Annotated in this window: 15 protein-coding genes and 1 riboswitch; of the genes, 13 read left to right on the forward strand and 2 right to left on the reverse strand. The window is 41.9% G+C overall.

What is annotated here, in order from left to right:
- Nucleotides 1-7 precede the first annotated feature (7 nt).
- Both NRIC_RS12035 and NRIC_RS12040 read left to right on the forward strand, forming a co-directional pair.
- Nucleotides 8-1,036 (forward strand): lysylphosphatidylglycerol synthase transmembrane domain-containing protein, encoded by a 1,029-nt coding sequence (locus tag NRIC_RS12035; RefSeq protein ID WP_146622951.1) that lies wholly within the window; start codon nt 8-10, stop codon nt 1,034-1,036.
- Nucleotides 1,037-1,101: 65 nt separating this feature from the next.
- Nucleotides 1,102-2,283, forward strand: a complete 1,182-nt coding sequence (locus NRIC_RS12040) for an MFS transporter (RefSeq protein WP_146622952.1) — start codon at nt 1,102-1,104, stop codon at nt 2,281-2,283.
- Between the two features lie 72 nt (nt 2,284-2,355).
- Here the strand turns inward: NRIC_RS12040 and NRIC_RS12045 are convergent, their stop codons facing one another.
- On the reverse strand, nt 2,356-3,366 hold the full coding sequence (locus tag NRIC_RS12045; RefSeq protein WP_146622953.1) for a zinc-binding alcohol dehydrogenase family protein: 1,011 nt from the start codon (nt 3,364-3,366) through the stop codon (nt 2,356-2,358).
- A 192-nt stretch (nt 3,367-3,558) separates the two neighbouring features.
- Here NRIC_RS12045 and clpB point away from each other — a divergent pair, with 192 nt between their 5' ends.
- The 6 genes from clpB to purB all read left to right on the forward strand — a co-directional run bounded on the left by clpB (nt 3,559) and on the right by purB (nt 11,599).
- Entirely contained in the window at nt 3,559-6,159 is a 2,601-nt protein-coding gene (clpB, locus tag NRIC_RS12050) for an ATP-dependent chaperone ClpB (RefSeq protein WP_146622954.1), read from the forward strand.
- 118 nt (nt 6,160-6,277) lie between these two features.
- Nucleotides 6,278-6,375: riboswitch (purine riboswitch) on the forward strand.
- Nucleotides 6,376-6,449: 74 nt separating this feature from the next.
- On the forward strand, nt 6,450-7,031 hold the full coding sequence (locus tag NRIC_RS12055) for a xanthine phosphoribosyltransferase (protein WP_146622955.1): 582 nt from the start codon (nt 6,450-6,452) through the stop codon (nt 7,029-7,031).
- Nucleotides 7,032-7,033: 2 nt separating this feature from the next.
- On the forward strand, nt 7,034-8,338 hold the full coding sequence (locus NRIC_RS12060; protein WP_175580070.1) for a nucleobase:cation symporter-2 family protein: 1,305 nt from the start codon (nt 7,034-7,036) through the stop codon (nt 8,336-8,338).
- A 321-nt stretch (nt 8,339-8,659) separates the two neighbouring features.
- Nucleotides 8,660-9,148: a 5-(carboxyamino)imidazole ribonucleotide mutase gene (gene purE, locus NRIC_RS12065; protein ID WP_146622957.1), complete on the forward strand. Its 489-nt coding sequence runs from the start codon at nt 8,660-8,662 to the stop codon at nt 9,146-9,148.
- Nucleotides 9,141-10,262 carry a 5-(carboxyamino)imidazole ribonucleotide synthase gene (gene purK, locus NRIC_RS12070; RefSeq protein ID WP_175580071.1) on the forward strand — a complete coding sequence of 374 codons (1,122 nt, stop codon included), beginning with the start codon at nt 9,141-9,143 and terminating at the stop codon, nt 10,260-10,262. The genes purE and purK overlap by 8 nt, the downstream gene beginning before the upstream one ends.
- Nucleotides 10,263-10,306: 44 nt before the next feature.
- Nucleotides 10,307-11,599, forward strand: a complete 1,293-nt coding sequence (purB, locus tag NRIC_RS12075) for an adenylosuccinate lyase (protein ID WP_146622958.1) — start codon at nt 10,307-10,309, stop codon at nt 11,597-11,599.
- A 44-nt stretch (nt 11,600-11,643) separates the two neighbouring features.
- On the opposite strand, the gene NRIC_RS12080 is transcribed toward purB, so the two are convergent.
- Entirely contained in the window at nt 11,644-12,009 is a 366-nt protein-coding gene (locus NRIC_RS12080) for a hypothetical protein (protein ID WP_175580072.1), read from the reverse strand.
- Between the two features lie 253 nt (nt 12,010-12,262).
- On the opposite strand from NRIC_RS12080, the gene purC reads away from it, so the two are divergent.
- From purC to purF, 5 genes are read left to right on the forward strand one after another with little or no spacing between them, the layout of a single operon-like run.
- Nucleotides 12,263-12,982, forward strand: a complete 720-nt coding sequence (purC, locus tag NRIC_RS12085; protein ID WP_146622959.1) for a phosphoribosylaminoimidazolesuccinocarboxamide synthase — start codon at nt 12,263-12,265, stop codon at nt 12,980-12,982.
- A 2-nt stretch (nt 12,983-12,984) separates the two neighbouring features.
- Complete coding sequence (gene purS, locus NRIC_RS12090) at nt 12,985-13,239, forward strand: phosphoribosylformylglycinamidine synthase subunit PurS (RefSeq protein ID WP_146622960.1); 255 nt, start codon at nt 12,985-12,987, stop codon at nt 13,237-13,239.
- Nucleotide 13,240: 1 nt separating this feature from the next.
- Nucleotides 13,241-13,921 carry a phosphoribosylformylglycinamidine synthase subunit PurQ gene (purQ, locus tag NRIC_RS12095; protein ID WP_146622961.1) on the forward strand — a complete coding sequence of 227 codons (681 nt, stop codon included), beginning with the start codon at nt 13,241-13,243 and terminating at the stop codon, nt 13,919-13,921.
- A complete protein-coding gene (purL, locus tag NRIC_RS12100) occupies nt 13,921-16,140 on the forward strand; it encodes a phosphoribosylformylglycinamidine synthase subunit PurL (protein WP_146622962.1) in 2,220 nt (739 codons plus the stop codon). The genes purQ and purL overlap by 1 nt, the downstream gene beginning before the upstream one ends.
- Nucleotides 16,125-17,564, forward strand: coding sequence for an amidophosphoribosyltransferase (gene purF, locus NRIC_RS12105; protein WP_146622963.1), 1,440 nt, complete (start codon nt 16,125-16,127; stop codon nt 17,562-17,564). Before purL ends, purF begins: the two co-directional genes overlap by 16 nt.
- Nucleotides 17,565-17,580: the final 16 nt, after the last annotated feature.

Here is a 17,580-nt window from a genome sequence, read left to right on the forward strand (position 1 = left end):
TCTAACTATGAAGTTTTCCGTCAACCGTAAGTTAGTATTAAATATCCTTTTTTTTATCGTGATTTTAGGCTTGATTATTTTTGTCGTTCGCGATTCATTAAGTGAGATTTTTTCAGAATTGGCTTCTACTTCGGGTCCTTTGCTTTTAGGAGTGACCTTTTTCGGTTTGATCAGCCAATTGATTGAAGGGTATACGATCAAAAATATTGCTGCAGAGTATAATCCAGAGTTTAGTATAATGGATGGTTTTTTTGCTTCGGCATATGCCACTTTTTATCGAGTGGTTACATTTGGTACAGGCTCGATCGTGGCTGAAGTGATTTTTTATCGTAAAAAGGGATTGAAAGTCTCACAAGGAACCGGAGTCACTGCCTTAAGAATGGTTATTTACAAAATCGCTGTGATGATTTGGGCTTTGGTTTTTTTATTTATAAAAAGTGATGTACTGCAGGCTGAAATTCCTAATGGGATCACTTTAGTGCTGATCGGGATCGGGGTTTCTTTGACGATCGTAGCGGTTCTTCTATTGTTTAGTTTGAACTTGCAGGCGCAGGTGCTGCTTGTCATCGTGACCAACCGACTGTTCAAAACAAAAAAGCTGCGCGATTTAGTTGATAAAGCGAATTTGCAATTTTACTCCTTACGAGAAACGATCCAGACATTTTTGAGAAATAAACGTGTTGTGCTGACTGTTTTTCTTTCCAATATGGCTAAGCTTGCTGTATGGTATTTGATTCCGTACTTTATTTTGAGTCAGGAATATAGCCATATCGATTTGCTTTTGACTGTCGCACTGATTAGTTTTACGGTTACTTTGGGCGGAGTGCTACCAGCGCCAGGAGGCATCGGCGGATTTGAATTTGTCTATGTCCTGTTGTTCCAGGAATTGATTGGCCGTGTTGAGGCGATCTCATCCATGTTGCTTTATCGATATGCGACTTATCTGCTGCCATTTCTAATCGGCATGGTCTATGTATTAGTGAATAAACAAAGGGAAATTCGGACAGAAATCAAAGATGTTCGAAAAGAAAAGTAAGTAGGATTACTTGAACAGGCAGCTGTTTTCAAGATTGATCTTGAGTTAGAAGGGGCGATGAGGCAATGGAATTTCCGGTGAAAAAGTATTGTTTTTATGCCTACTCCTTCTTCACAGGCCTCTTGTTTTTCATGCCTGTTTTATTAAACATTTATTTGAACCGAAACATTGAGGTTCAGACTATTTTTTTGATCGAGATCGTCTATTCATTGTCTATTTTCGTCTTTGAAATTCCTTCAGGGGTATTAGGGGATAGATATGGTCATGGGCGCATTGTTTGCATCGGATTGATTGGAAATTTTTTGACCTATCTTTGTTTTTCACTTGCCCAAGGGATCATTGCTATGTGCATTATTCAAGCAATGCTGGGGCTGTTTGGCAGTTTCATCAGCGGATCAGACAAAGTCCGCTTTTTTAGTTTGTTAAAGACTACGTATGATAATCAATCAGTGTTTCATATTCAGAAAAGGGCGAACGTTTTATTCATAGCGGCCAATTTGATCAGTTTTATTAGCAGTGGGTACCTTATGAGGATCGATAGTTCCGGAAGTTTCGTGATGTTGGGAACTGCTTTGGGAGTCATTGGTTCATTCATTGTTTTTATTCTTGCAAATCGTCAATTGAAGTTAACTGATCAACCTAAGCAAAGCCAAAGCCCTGTGATCAAGCCTTCATTTTCATTTCACTCCTTTTGGGCACATAAAGAGCTTTTGTCTTGGTGTATTGTGTCAGGCATTTTATTAGCTATTTTGGAAAATTACTACTGGATCATCCAAATCTATTATGATCATTTAGACTTCTCAAATGAGACTGTGGGGATTTTGTTTATGGCGAGTTGCCTGATCACGATCGCATGCAGCCGGTTATCATTATTCCACGGGAAAAGCAGCAAAGGATATATTCTATTGTTGGTCTTCCCCATTAGCTATTTGATGATGCCGATCCCTTCGGTGTTGGTGGTTCCTGTGGTTGTCATTCTATATTCGATCATGAAAATTGAGTTGCGGCCGTTTTTAGAAAATAAGATCTTGGAATTACAGGGAAACCACCCCTCTACCAATATTTCGATCGTCTCTTGGATCAATCATTTTATTCAAGTGTTTTTCTTATTGATCTATTCGCTTATTTTTTCTTTTTTATCGTTTGGGTATGCAGTTGTGTTATTGGGTGTGATTATTCTTTTTGCAGTGTTAATCAGTTTAAAAATGATGATCAACTCAAGAAACGCGGAGCAACAGACAAGTTGATTTCAATTAGCAAAAAAATATCCCGAACTAGCAGAGGCATGCTGGTTCGGGATATTGAAGTTCATAAATTGTTTAATACTGGATAACCAATTTGCCGATCATTTGGTTTGACTCGATCTTTTGATGAGCCTGATAAAAAATTTTCGGGGAGAAGCCAGACAATTTTTCAGTGACCGTTGATTGCAGCTGATTTTGGTCTAGTAAATGGGCTAGCAGCTTCAGTGCTTCTCCTTGGGTCTCAATTTGATAATTGTAGTCTGTTTTAGCAAACATATACTCCCAAGCAAAAGTACCGGATTTATTTTTCAATCTTGCTAAATCGTGATCTTTCTTGGTTTCGACGATCGAAGCCAAATAACCAAAGGGTTGAAGCAAATCAGACATCTCATCAAAGTAATGATCGCTCGAATGCAGCATCAAGATATACGGAAGTTCAGTATACCCTAGCTTATTTAGTTGTTTAGTCAAATTTTTATGATGATTCAAAACGATGTCTGCGCCCATTTGTAAGCACCATTCTTTTGAGGAATCACGTGAGGCTGTAGTGATGACCGTGAGCCCTGCCCATTTAGCAAGCTGCGTTGCGATCGAACCTACACCGCCCGAACCATTAACAATCAAGATCGTTCCTTGATTTTTCTCTTTTTCAGGTACAAGAGGCAGCTGTTCGAATAATAATTCATAAGCAGTCAAAAAGGTCAGGGGCATTGCGGCAGCGTCTTCTGTCGTGATCGACTCAGGCAATTTTGCTGCGATTCGGCGATCAACGATCATTTTTTCACTGTAACTACCGCTGCGAGTCGTTGTTCCAGCAAAGAACACGCGGTCACCGGCAACCAAATCGCTGACTTTTGCTCCAACCTGTGTAACAATACCGACGCTGTCAAAACCAAGAATATGAGGTGCTTTAGTCCCTTTGCCGGTTTGTCGCAATTTTGTGTCAACTGGGTTGATTGAAACAGCAACATTTTGGACCATGATATCGTACTCATTTAATTTAGGCAATAAAATCTCAAATATTTGAAATTGATTTCCTTCTGAAAGCTCAAAGCCCTTTTCAAAACCAATTGCTCTTGAAATCATGCATTCATCTCCTTTTCCCTGAGATAGGGAATCGTTTTTAGGAAGGATATTGTTTTGGCACAATATTCCTTTGTTGAATTTTAGCATTTTCTTTAAGAGTGTTCGAAGATTATGCTTTTTACCTTTTTACTCTTTGACCAATTCTGACCAAAGAAGTATACTATACTTGAGAATATTTTTGGAGGTCGAACGATGAATATTGAAAAAATGACTACCACGCTACAAGAAGCGATTGCTGAAGCGCAACAGATTGCAGTGACAAGACATCATCAAGAGATCGATATTGCTCATTTATGGAAGATCTTTTTACAACCCAATCATTTTGGTCGTAATTTTTATACAGATGCTGGTATTGACATAAACGCATTTGAACAAGAAATTGACCGAGCTTTGGATGATTATCCAACGGTTTCTGGCGGAAATATCCGCTATGGTCAAAATCTAAGTCAAAATTTGTTTACCCTATTAAATGAAGCGAATCAATTGCGCAGTTCCTATGGAGATGAGTACTTATCGACTGAGATCGTCTTATTGGGATTAATGAAACTAAAGAATCATCGATTAACCAAATACTTAATTCAGCAAGGGCTGACCGAAAAAGTGGTGCAGCAAGCAATAGAAACCATTCGAGGGGGAGAGCGTGTGACTTCTCAAAATCAAGAAGAAACGTATAAAGCATTAGAAAAATATGGTGTGGATTTGGTCCAGCAAGTAAAGAACGGCAAACAAGATCCGATCATTGGGCGCGATGAGGAAATTCGAGATGTGATTCGAATCCTCTCCCGCAAGACAAAAAACAATCCTGTTTTGATCGGGGAGCCTGGTGTTGGGAAGACCGCGATCGTTGAAGGGTTGGCACAACGAATCGTGCGAAAGGACGTTCCCGAGAATCTAAAGGATAAGACGATTTTTTCTTTAGATATGGGCTCATTGATCGCTGGTGCAAAATTTCGCGGTGAATTCGAAGAACGCCTAAAATCAGTACTAAAAGAAATCAAAAAGTCTGATGGTCAGATCATCTTATTTATTGATGAGATTCATAACATTGTCGGTGCTGGCAAAACAGAGGGCAGTATGGACGCCGGAAATTTATTAAAACCAATGCTGGCGCGAGGAGAACTACATTTAATCGGTGCCACCACTTTGGATGAGTATCGTCAATACATGGAAAAGGACAAGGCACTGGAACGCCGCTTCCAAAAGGTTTTAGTCAAAGAGCCAACAGTTGAAGATACGATCAGCATTTTGAGAGGGTTGAAGGAACGCTTTGAGATCCATCACAGTGTAAATATTCATGACAATGCGTTAGTTGCTGCGGCGACTTTATCAGATCGATATATCACGGATCGGTTTTTACCAGACAAAGCGATCGATCTTGTCGATGAAGCCAGTGCTAGTATTCGGGTTGAAATGAATTCAATGCCGACAGAATTAGATCAAGTGACCAGACGCTTGATGCAGCTTGAAATCGAAGAGGCCGCGTTAAAGAGAGAAACCGATGAGGCCAGCAAAAAACGGTTGAACAATTTGCAGGAAGAATTGGCTGATCTAAGAGAAGAAGTCAATACGATGAAATTGCAGTGGGAAACGGAAAAAGAGGAAGTCAATGCAGTTTCCAACAAACGGGCGGAGATTGATCAAGCAAAGCATGAATTGGAAGATGCAGAAAACAATTACGATCTTGAACGGGCCGCTGTTTTGCGGCATGGAACGATTCCGAAATTGGAACAGGAATTAGTAGATCTGGAAAATAAAAATACAGAAAGCCAATTGCGAATGGTTCAGGAATCAGTTACCGAAAATGAGATTGCTCAGGTCGTTGGGCGGCTGACAGGGATCCCCGTTACCAAATTGGTAGAAGGTGAGCGCGAAAAATTATTGAGCCTGAACGCCACGTTGCATCAACGTGTAATCGGCCAAGATGAGGCGGTGGATGCTGTAAGCGATGCTGTATTGCGTTCTCGCGCCGGATTGCAGGATCCCAATCGTCCGTTAGGTTCCTTCCTTTTCCTAGGGCCGACTGGAGTCGGAAAAACCGAGCTGGCGAAAGCCTTGGCGGAAAATTTATTTGATTCAGAAGATCACATGGTTCGAATCGACATGAGTGAATACATGGAAAAGCATGCGGTGTCCCGTCTGGTGGGAGCACCTCCAGGATATGTCGGTTATGAAGAAGGTGGGCAGCTGACCGAGGCGGTTCGCAGAAATCCATACACGATCATTTTGTTGGACGAGATCGAAAAGGCTCATCCGGATGTCTTTAATATTTTGTTGCAGGTGTTAGACGATGGGCGCCTGACTGATTCTAAGGGAAGGCTTATTGATTTTAAAAATACGGTCTTGATCATGACCAGCAATATCGGTTCTCAGCTGTTGTTAGAGGGGGTAACAGCTGATGGAATGATTCCAGAATCCATCCAAGAGCAAGTGATGACGATGCTTCGAGGACACTTTAAACCAGAATTTCTGAATCGTATCGATGACACGATCTTGTTCACGCCGTTAAGCTTAGAAGACGTCACCATGATTGTAGAAAAAATTGTCAAACAATTGTCTTCTCGGCTAGAAGAGCAAGATATTCAGTTAGTGATCACTGAACAAGCGAAAACTTGGATTGCCAAACAAGCTTATGAGCCACAATACGGGGCTCGCCCACTCAAACGGTTTATTACTCGCGAAGTAGAGACTCCGTTGGCAAAAGAGATCATTGCAGGGCGGGTCATGCCTAAAACAAAAGTAACCATCGAACATCTTGGAGAACAGCTGGTTTTTCAAAATGAAACCTTTGAATAAAGCAAATAATAAGGTTATGTAAACTGAAAATAAATAAGCAAAGTGAAAACGATAAATTTGTGATGAAAACTTTCATGAATATTCGTTTTCACTTGCTTTTTTTTGTCAAAACATAGATAATCGCACTATATTTCAAGCTTATATATCGCCATGATAAGGATGGCAGTTTCTACCTTGTGCCGTAAATACAAGACTATAAGCAAAAATCGTACGTATGGACGTACCTTTTTTGCTTAAGCAGACGAGGTGCGTTTTTTGGCATACCGAAAACCACAGAGAGGAAGAGAATCATGAAAGAATTGACAAACCGAATCAAAACCAATGGGCGCGTGCTAGGAGAAGGTGTCCTGAAGGTTGATGAGTTTATTACGCATCAGGTAGATCCTGAATTGATGGAGCAGACAGGAAAGCGGTTTGCTGAGGTTTTTAAAGATCAAGGAATCACCAAAGTCGTGACCATCGAATCCTCTGGCATCGCTCCTGCTGTCTATGCTGCTCAAGCGTTGGGTGTACCGATGATCTTTGCTCGAAAGTCTAAAAGCTTAACGATGGATGAAGAGCTATTAACGGCTTCTGTTTACTCTTTTACCAAGCAAGTGTCTAGCACGATCTCAATTTCGCGTAAATTTTTGTCTGCGCAGGATCGGGTTTTATTAATCGATGATTTCTTGGCAAATGGGCAGGCTGCAAAGGGCTTGATCGAGCTTTGTCAACAAGCAGGTGCTGAGGTAGCCGGTATTGGAATTCTGATTGAAAAGTCTTTCCAGGACGGCCGTAAATTGTTAGAGGATATGGCTGTTCCTGTCGTCTCATTGGCACGCATTGCCTCCTTACATGAAGGAAAAGTAAGCTTTTTAGAGGAGGATGCATAAACGTGAAAAATCAAAACGGAAAAGCGGCTATTTTAGGTCTTCAACATCTTTTAGCGATGTATGCTGGGGCGGTTGCTGTTCCATTGTTGATCGGAACAGGGTTAGGATTTAATGAATCTCAAATGACCTATCTGATTTCAATCGATATATTCATGTGCGGAGCGGCAACTTTGCTTCAATTAACTGTAACAAAATTTTTCGGGATTGGATTGCCTGTGGTCCTAGGCTGTGCCATTCAGGCGGTGGCCCCGTTGATTCTGATTGGACAAAGCAAAGGAATCGGAGCGATCTATGGATCGATCATCGCTTCTGGAATTTTCATTGTGTTGATTGCCGCTTTTTTCTCAAAAATTAAACGTCTTTTTCCGCCTCTTGTGACCGGGACGATCATTACTACGATCGGGTTGACCCTGATTCCAGTAGCAGTCGGAAAAATGGGCGGCGGCGATGCTGCAGCTGTCAATTTTGGCGACCCAACGTCATTGTTATTGGCTTTTGTCACAATCGCCCTGATTTTGGGTCTTCAAATTTTTGCAAAAGGATTTATTCGTTCGATCGCTGTTTTGATAGGATTAGTTGCAGGAACATCTCTGGCTGCAATGGTTGGTCTAGTTGAATTCTCGGCGATCGGACATGCGCCTTTTTTTCACGTGCCCCAACCCTTTTATTTTGGAACGCCAACCTTTGATTTCTCATCGATTTTGTTAATGATTATTATTTCGATCGTTAGTTTAGTTGAATCTACTGGAGTGTATTTTGTTTTAGGTGATATTATCCATAAAAAGGTGACTGAAAACGACTTGAAGCGCGGATATCGTGCAGAGGGATTGGCCGTTCTACTTGGAGGTATTTTTAATACGTTTCCCTACACTGGTTTTTCGCAAAATGTTGGACTGGTTCAATTGTCTGGGATCAAGACGCGACGTCCAATCTACTTTTCTGCTTTTTTACTGATTTTTCTTGGATTGTTTCCTAAAGTAGGGGCTTTGGCTCAAATCATTCCCGAACCAGTGCTAGGCGGAGGAATGTTAGTGATGTTCGGAATGGTTGCTGTCCAAGGAATGAAGATGCTTTCTCAAGTGGATTATCAAGATGAAAAAAATCTTTTGATCATTGCCGTTTCGATCGGTTTTGGTCTGGGGTTTAACTCGATTCCCGCACTTTTCAGCAAATTGCCTGAGACAGTTCAAATGTTTACCAGTAATGGCATCGTCATGAGCAGTTTGTCTTCCATAGTATTGAATCTCTTGTTTCATGGATTGCCTAAATCAAAAGCAGTAACAACCCATTTAAGAACTGACCCCTAAAAAGAAGCGATTTTTGCTTCTTTTTTATTATAGTTGCAATACATACCGGAAAGTATTGTGAATAAAATTGCTTTCATAGTCAAATTTGAAAGTTCCCACGAAAATTTAACTCGTGCTTGTTTTATTCAAACTAAAAGGCAAGTTAAATCTCTAATAAATGTACCAGTGTCTGACACTCCTTAATCAAATTACCCTTTAACAGTAGACTTTTTTAGTTAAACACGAACATTAAATAAAAATAGTGATTTATCATTCGAATTTCGTTTTGACTTCCACAAGGTTGATTGTTAAAATATGGATGAATAGCGAAAGGAGCAATTTATGAAGCCTGAGGTTGCAGTAATAATGGGAAGCTCTTCTGATTGGGAGACAATGAAGCATGCGTGTGACAGTTTGGATGAATTAGACATTTCATATGAAAAAAAAGTTGTTTCAGCACACCGAACACCTGATTTAATGTTCGAGTTTGCAGAAAAAGCCAGAAAACGAGGAATCAAGGTGATTATTGCTGGAGCGGGGGGAGCTGCTCATTTGCCAGGCATGGTCGCAGCGAAAACGACGCTGCCGGTGATCGGTGTACCTGTGCAATCCAGAGCCTTAAATGGCTTAGACTCCCTGTTGTCGATCGTTCAAATGCCAGGTGGAGTACCTGTTGCAACGACAGCTATCGGAAAAGCAGGTGCAACAAATGCAGGACTACTTGCAGCACAGATGCTTTCAATGTATGATGAGAAAATAGCTGTACGTTTAGAGAAAAAGAGACAGCAAATGAGCGAAATTGTATTGGAAAGTAGTGAACAACTTGGTTAATTTTGTACAGCCGGGAGCAACGATCGGCATCGTCGGCGGTGGTCAACTGGGACGGATGATGGCTGTTAGTGCGAAGGAAATGGGCTTTCGTGTGGGAATCATTGATCCTACCAGAGACTGTCCAGCAGCACAAATCGCGGATTGGCATATCGCTGCAGAGTATAACGATCAATCAGCATTGAAAGAGATGGCACGACGTTCCGATGTCGTCACTTATGAATTTGAAAATGTCGATGTTGACGCGATCAATCAAATCATTAATAAAGTAAGTGTACCGCAAGGCACGGATCTTTTGGCGATCACCCAAGATCGTTTATTGGAGAAATCATTTTTAGAAGGAAATAACATCGTTATCGCGCCTTATGCGACGATCATCAGTCCAACGGATATCCAAGATGCCATCGATGGTATCGGCTATCCGTGTGTATTGAAAACAACGCGAGGCGGATACGACGGACATGGACAATATGTTTTGAAAAGTACCTCAGATCTTGCGCCTGCCATGAACTTGCTGCGATCAGGCACCTGTGTTTTAGAGGCCTGGATCCCGTTCGAGAAAGAACTGTCTGTATTGGTCACTGGCAATGAGCAAGGAGAATATGTCACCTTCCCAATCGCGGAAAACCTTCATCGAAACAATATCCTGCATGAAACGATCGTTCCTGCACGCATAGAGGAAATGGTCGCCAAAGAGGCGCAACGAATCGCAAAGGTGATCGCGGAAGGAGTAGAATTGACCGGAACACTGTGTGTAGAAATGTTCTTGACGAAGGCGGGAGCTCTTTATGTAAATGAATTAGCTCCACGACCTCATAATTCTGGACATTATACAATTGAGGCGTGTTCAATGAGTCAGTTCGATGCGCATATTCGTGGAATTTGCGGTTGGCCCTTGAGTCAACCAAGGTTGTTGTCAGAGGCAGTAATGGTTAATATTTTAGGCCAGCACATTTCTGGAACGTTGAAAGCTATTCCAGAAAAACCTGAATGGCATTTTCATTATTATGGAAAAGCAGAGGCCAAAGAGAACCGAAAAATGGGACATGTTACGGTTTTGACTAAAAATCTTTCCCAAACGCTGCAGGAGATTGAACATACCAACATTTGGGACTGATTGAAGACAGACCCTTTTACTAAAAAACAGTTAGGAGCAATTTGATGATCCCTCGTTATACAAGACCCGAAATGGGCACTATTTGGAGCGATGAGAACCGATACAAAGCTTGGTTGGAAGTGGAGATTTTGGCAGACGAAGCCTGGGCGGAGTTAGGGGAGATCCCTAAAGAGGACGTAAAAAAAATCCGCGAAAAGGCCAGTTTTAACATCGATCGGATTCTCGAAATCGAGCAATCTACAAAACATGATGTTGTTGCATTTACACGTGCTGTTTCAGAGACCTTAGGCGAAGAACGTAAATGGGTCCATTACGGGTTGACAAGTACAGACGTTGTTGATACAGCCTACGGGTATCTATATAAACAAGCAAATGATCTTCTGAGACAGGATCTGCAAGAATTTTTAACGATTATTGGAGAAAAGGCTAAGGAACACAAGCATACTGTTATGATGGGGCGTACTCATGGTGTTCATGCGGAGCCGACCACATTCGGTTTAAAATTAGCAACCTGGTATTCAGAGATGAAACGTAATATCGAACGCTTTGATCATGCTGCCAAGGGTGTAGAAGCTGGAAAGATTTCTGGTGCAGTGGGTACCTTCGCCAACATTCCTCCTTTTGTTGAAGCTTATGTTTGCGAAAAACTGGGGATTCGTCCTCAAGAAGTTTCTACTCAAGTTTTGCCACGAGATTTGCATGCAGAGTATTTTTCTGCACTGGCTTTGATTGCAACCTCAGTTGAACGTTTTGCCACTGAAATTCGGGGATTACAAAAGTCAGAAACACGTGAAGTGGAAGAGTTTTTCGCGAAAGGTCAAAAGGGATCCTCCGCGATGCCTCACAAACGTAATCCGATCGGTTCTGAAAATATGACTGGTTTGGCTCGTGTGGTTCGAGGACACATGGTTACAGCGTTTGAGGATGTTGCATTGTGGCATGAGCGTGATATTTCACACTCTTCTGCGGAACGCATCATTGTTCCTGATACAACTATTTTAGTCGATTATATGCTTCATCGTTTCGGAAATATTGTAAAGAATCTGACTGTCTTTCCAGAAAATATGAAACGCAATATGCAAGCGACCTTTGGTTTGATCTACAGCCAACGAGTGATGCTGCAGCTTATTGATAAAGGCATGACCAGAGAAGAAGCTTATGACCTTGTACAACCCAAAACAGCCTACGCTTGGGACCACCAAAAGGATTTCCGTCCGCTGTTGGAAGAGGATGAAAAAATCACTAAGGTATTGTCTCAGAAAGATCTAGATGATGCTTTCGATTATCATTACCATCTGAAGAATGTAGAAGAAGTGTTTGAACGAATCGGACTATAAAAATGGTAAACAAAAAAACCGCTTGTCATAAGACAGCGGTTTTTTTACGCATAAGACTCAACATAAAACGATCGTTTTAGCTCGTGCAGCAAATCCATGATTAAACGATAATCGTATTCGACCAGGTTATAAAAGATCTCAATTCGATATGAATTTTTTAAAAAGGAATGATCCTTTAGTTGTGTGATTATTATTTCATCGTTGTGATCGTTAACAAAGCGAAAAGATTGCATAATTTCTGATCGTCTGGATTTAAACAGTTTCTTTATGTTTCGATAGGAATAAAAGCTTGCATTATTATTGAGCATATGACTGTGATCTAAACCGATCAAGACATTCAATAGTTGGTCTTTTTCAGTTGGCGATAGCGAATAAAGAAATTCGTGAGCAGCAGTTTGTGAATCTAGCATAACAATTCCCCCGATACCATACTTTCATATAAAATATAGCACCATTGGAAGAAATTGTAAACGTTATCTTTTTTTAAATTGTTGAAAAAAAATAAAAAAATGATCTAAACACGAACGATTGTATCCTTTTGTATTCTTAATATACGAAATTTTATTGACCGCATTTCTGCTAATTGTTACACTTACAATGAATGTAAAAACGAACGATCCTTGTTTTAGGGATCGAATCGTTCATTAAAGAGGAGCGTTGTGTGTGGAAAAAGGAACTTTACTGTACGAAGGAAAGGCAAAACAATTGTTTGAAACCAATGATCCAGAAGTAGTATGGGTTGAATATCTTAACCAGGCTACTGCATTGAATGGTGCAAAGAAGGATATGATCACTGGAAAAGGCGAACTTAACAACCAGATCACAAGTTTGATCTTTGATTTTTTATCTCGATCTGGAATCAACAACCATTTTATTCAACAAATTTCTGCGACTGAGCAGCTGATTCGTTCTGTCAACATAATCCCTCTTGAGGTGGTGGTAAGGAATAAAGCAGCCGGCAGCTTTTCGAAACGATTGGCAATCGAAGAAGGAACACCACTAGCATTTCCCATCGTCGATTTCTATTTCAAAAATGATCAATTGGATGATCCAATGATCACCGAAGATCATATGAAGGTTTTAAATATTGCTACTGAAAAAGAGATCCAGCTATTGCGTCAGATGGCTCTCGAGGTAAACGATGTGCTTAAACGTTTATTCAAAGAGATCAACATTGACCTGATCGATTTTAAACTAGAGTTTGGCAAAACACCGGATGGAGCGATCCTTTTAGCAGATGAGATCTCTCCGGATACTTGCCGATTATGGGACCTAAAAACAAAAGATCATCTGGACAAAGATATTTATCGACGTGATTTAGGGGATATCATTCCCGTTTATCAAGAAGTATTAGACCGATTAAATAAAAGAGAAGGAGATTAATTATGTATTTTGTAAAAGTGTATGTCACGTATAAGGATTCTGTCTTAGACCCTCAAGGGGAAGCGGTGAAAGGAGCCGTGCACCGTTTAGGCTACCAAGAAATCGAAGAGGTTCGTATCGGGAAATACTTTGAGATGAAAATCGCCAAGAGTGATCGTCCGGTGGAAGAGATGGTCGAAGAGGTTTGCGACAAGTTATTAGCAAACGTCAACATGGAAACTTATCGATTTGAAGTAGCGGCAATGGAGGAAGTATAAGATGAAATTTGCTGTTATAGTATTCCCTGGATCAAATTGCGACATGGATATGTATTGGGCGGTAAAAGAGATCATGGGGGCTGAGTGTGAGTATGTCAGATATGATCAAAACAGCTTAGATGGGTTTGACGGTGTGCTGCTTCCCGGGGGATTTTCGTATGGTGATTATCTTCGTTGTGGTGCGATCGCTCGCTTTGCCAATATTATGGAAGAAGTGATCCGTTTTGCTGAAGAGGGCAAGCCGGTATTTGGTACATGCAATGGTTTCCAGATCTTAACAGAAGCTGGACTATTACCAGGGGCTTTGCGTCGAAATCGTTCATTGAAGTTTATTAGTAAAATTACTCCGCTTAAAGTCGTGAACAATCAAACCTCATTTAGCAGTGCATTTGCCAAAGACGAAATCATTCAGGTACCTGTTGCTCATGGTGAAGGAAACTATTACTGCGACGAAGAGACCTTAGCTGAATTAAAAGCGAATAATCAAATCGTATTTACTTATGCTGGAGAGAATATCAACGGCAGTATTGAGAATATTGCCGGAATCATAAACAAACAGGGCAACGTGCTGGGAATGATGCCGCACCCTGAACGAGCAGTAGAAAGCTTATTAGGATCAGAGGATGGCAAAAAATTATTCGCCTCCATTTTAGAAAATTTCGGAAAGGTGACGGCTGACTAATGATGAAAGTAGAACCAACTCCACAGGAAATAAAAGAACAGCGGATTTATGCAGAGTGGGGTTTAACTGACGAAGAATACCGTATGATCTCCGAAGATATTTTAGGTCGTTTACCAAATTATACGGAGGCAGGACTTTTCTCCGTTATGTGGAGTGAACATTGCTCCTATAAAAATTCGAAACCTGTTTTACGAAAGTTCCCGACTGAAGGACCGCAAGTTTTGCAGGGGCCTGGTGAAGGTGCTGGGATCGTAGACATTGGAGACGGACAAGCAGTTGTTTTCAAAGCTGAAAGTCACAACCATCCTTCTGCTGTTGAGCCTTATGAAGGGGCAGCGACAGGGGTTGGAGGCATCATCAGAGATATTTTCAGCATGGGAGCTCGACCGATTGCTTGTCTTGATTCATTGCGATTTGGAGAATTGGACAATGCTCGAACAAAGTATCTATTAGAAGAGGTAGTCGCTGGTATTAGTGGATATGGCAACTGCATTGGGATTCCTACGGTCGGCGGCGAGGTAGCGTTCGATCCTTGCTATGAGGGGAACCCTTTGGTCAATGCCATGTGCGTTGGGTTAATTGATCATAAAGACATTCAAAAGGGTCAAGCAAAGGGCGTCGGAAATTCGATTATGTATGTTGGAGCCAAAACCGGACGTGACGGAATTCATGGAGCTACTTTTGCTTCCGAGGAGTTTGTCGAGGGAGAGGAGCAGCAGCGTTCTGCTGTACAGGTCGGCGATCCATTCATGGAAAAACTACTGCTTGAGGCTTGCTTAGAATTGATTATCGAACATGCAGATATTCTGGTTGGCATTCAGGACATGGGTGCTGCAGGGTTGGTTTCTTCCAGCTCTGAAATGGCTTCAAAGGCAGGTTCAGGGTTGAAGTTATATTTGGACGATGTTCCTCAGCGCGAAACCAACATGACACCCTATGAAATGATGCTGTCTGAATCACAAGAACGGATGTTGATTTGTGTGAAGCAGGGGCACGAAGCTGAAGTGACTGAATTATTTAAGAAATATGAACTCGATGCAGTCAATATTGGTGAAGTAACTGAAGATGGCATGTATCGCTTGTATCATCACGGTGAAGAAGTTGCCTGTTTGCCAGTGGACGCACTCGCAGAAGATGCTCCAGTCTATCAGAATGAGAAGAAGGAACCTGCACGCATTAAGGAATTTGCTCAAATGGAGAATTTTGTTCCGGAGATCAAAGATGCCACCACGACCTTCTTGGAGTTGCTTCAGCAGCCGACCATCGCCTCAAAGCGCTCGATTTATGAAACATATGATTCTCAAGTTCGAACCAACACCGTCGTTCGCCCCGGCAGTGATGCTGCTGTTTTGCGAGTGCGTGGGACGAATAAAGCATTAGCAATGACAACGGACTGCAACGCACGATATTTATACTTGAATCCAGAGATAGGCGGACAGATCGCTGTGGCCGAAGCTGCAAGAAATATCGTTGCTTCTGGAGGCCAGCCTTTAGCAATCACGGATTGTCTAAATTACGGCTCTCCAGAAAAACCAGAAGGATTTTGGGAACTTTGGACTTCGGCGGACGGAATATCGGAGGCCTGTCGTCAATTGAACACGCCTGTCATCTCGGGGAATGTTTCTTTGTACAATGAAACAGATGGAAAGGCAATTTACCCAACACCAATGATTGGGATGGTTGGACTGATCGAGGACCTGAGCCACATCACAACACAGGAATTCAAACAACCAGGGGACGCCATTTATGTTGTCGGTCAAACCAAAGCAGACTTTAATGGATCTGAGATCCAAAAACTGCAAAAAGGGCTGATTGAGGGGCGTCTGATGGATTTTGACCTTTCAACAGAAAAGGCGAATCAAGCAGCGATGCTGCAAGCCATCCAAGCAGGTGTTGTTGCCAGCAGTCACGATTGTTCAGAAGGTGGTTTGGCGGTGGCTATCGCAGAAGCAGCATTTAAAAACCAATTAGGGGTTCAGGTAACCTTGCCTATTTCGAAAGAAGAACTGTTCTCTGAAACACAGTCACGGTTTGTAGTTTCTGTTCAAAAAGACAAGCAAGCCGATTTCGAGAGAATCATGGGCTCAAAAGCAATTCAAGTCGGAGAAACAACGGCTGATGGAGAAATTATCATTCGTGCAAAGGATGACACGATCCAGGTAGCGACAAAGACGGCAGGAGAATTATGGGAGGAAGCTATTCCATGTCTTATGAAGTAAGAAGCTTAAATGAAGAATGTGGCGTTTTCGGCATCTGGGGTCACCCGGATGCTTCTCGCGTCACTTATTTTGGGTTGCATAGTTTGCAGCATCGGGGACAAGAAGGAGCGGGGATCGTTTCAAACAGCGAGGGAAAACTCTTGGGACATCGGGATCTTGGGTTGCTTTCTGAAGTGTTTAAAGATGATCGTCAATTAGAACAATTGACTGGACATGCTGCGATTGGCCATGTTCGTTATGCTACTGCTGGCAATGGCAGCGTGGATAACATTCAGCCGTTTCTGTTTAAGTTTTATGATGGCCAGATTGCTTTGGCTCATAACGGTAATTTGACGAATGCGAAAAGCTTGCGAAATGAACTAGAAAAAGACGGTGCGATTTTCCATTCTAATTCTGATACGGAGATTTTAATGCATTTGATCCGACGCAGCCATCAGCCTAGCTTTCTTGAACGGTTAAAAGAGGCGTTGAATGCAGTCAAGGGTGGATTTGCCTATTTGATGCTGACTGAAGATTCAATGGTTGCTGCGTTGGATCCGAATGGGTTCAGACCCCTATCTATCGGACAAATGGTCAACGGTGCATATGTAGTTGCCTCTGAGACCTGTGCATTAGAAGTAGTTGGCGCTGAATTTATCAGGGATGTTAATCCTGGTGAGATCATTGTGATCGATGAAGATGGATTGACGGTAGAGCATTTCACCGAAGACACACAACATGCCATCTGTTCGATGGAATATGTCTATTTTGCTCGGCCAGATTCAAATATCGCTGGCGTGAATGTTCACAGTGCTCGAAAAAGGATGGGTAAAATTTTGGCTATAGAATCACCTGTGGAGGCGGACATGGTGGTAGGTGTTCCTAATTCGTCTTTGTCTGCAGCAAGCGGATACGCAGAAGAATCAGGGATTCCTTACGAAATTGGATTGGTAAAGAATCAATATGTTGCTCGTACGTTCATTCAACCAACTCAAGAGCTGCGTGAACAAGGTGTTCGCATGAAACTCTCGGCGGTTAGAGGGGTCGTAGCAGGCAAACGGGTTATCATGGTGGATGATTCGATCGTTCGCGGAACGACGAGTCGGAGAATCGTTAATTTATTGAAAGAAGCAGGTGCGAAGGAGGTCCATGTACGGATCGCCTCACCGCCGTTGCGTTATCCTTGTTTTTACGGTATCGATATTCAGACTAGAAAAGAATTGATCGCCGCAAATCATTCTGTCGAAGAAATTTGTGAATGTATAGAAGCAGATTCATTGGCTTTCTTAAGCGAAGAAGGATTGATCGAAGGTGTAGGGCTACAATTTGATGCACCTTATTCGGGTCTTTGCATGGCTTATTTCAATGGTGATTATCCGACACCGTTATATGACTATGAAGAGCAGTATCAAGCGTCATTGAAAGAAAAGATATCCTTCTTTTAGAGAGAAGCAGAGATCA

This window comes from Enterococcus florum (assembly GCF_004309355.1).
Classification (GTDB): Bacteria; Bacillota; Bacilli; order Lactobacillales; family Enterococcaceae; genus Enterococcus_A; species Enterococcus_A florum.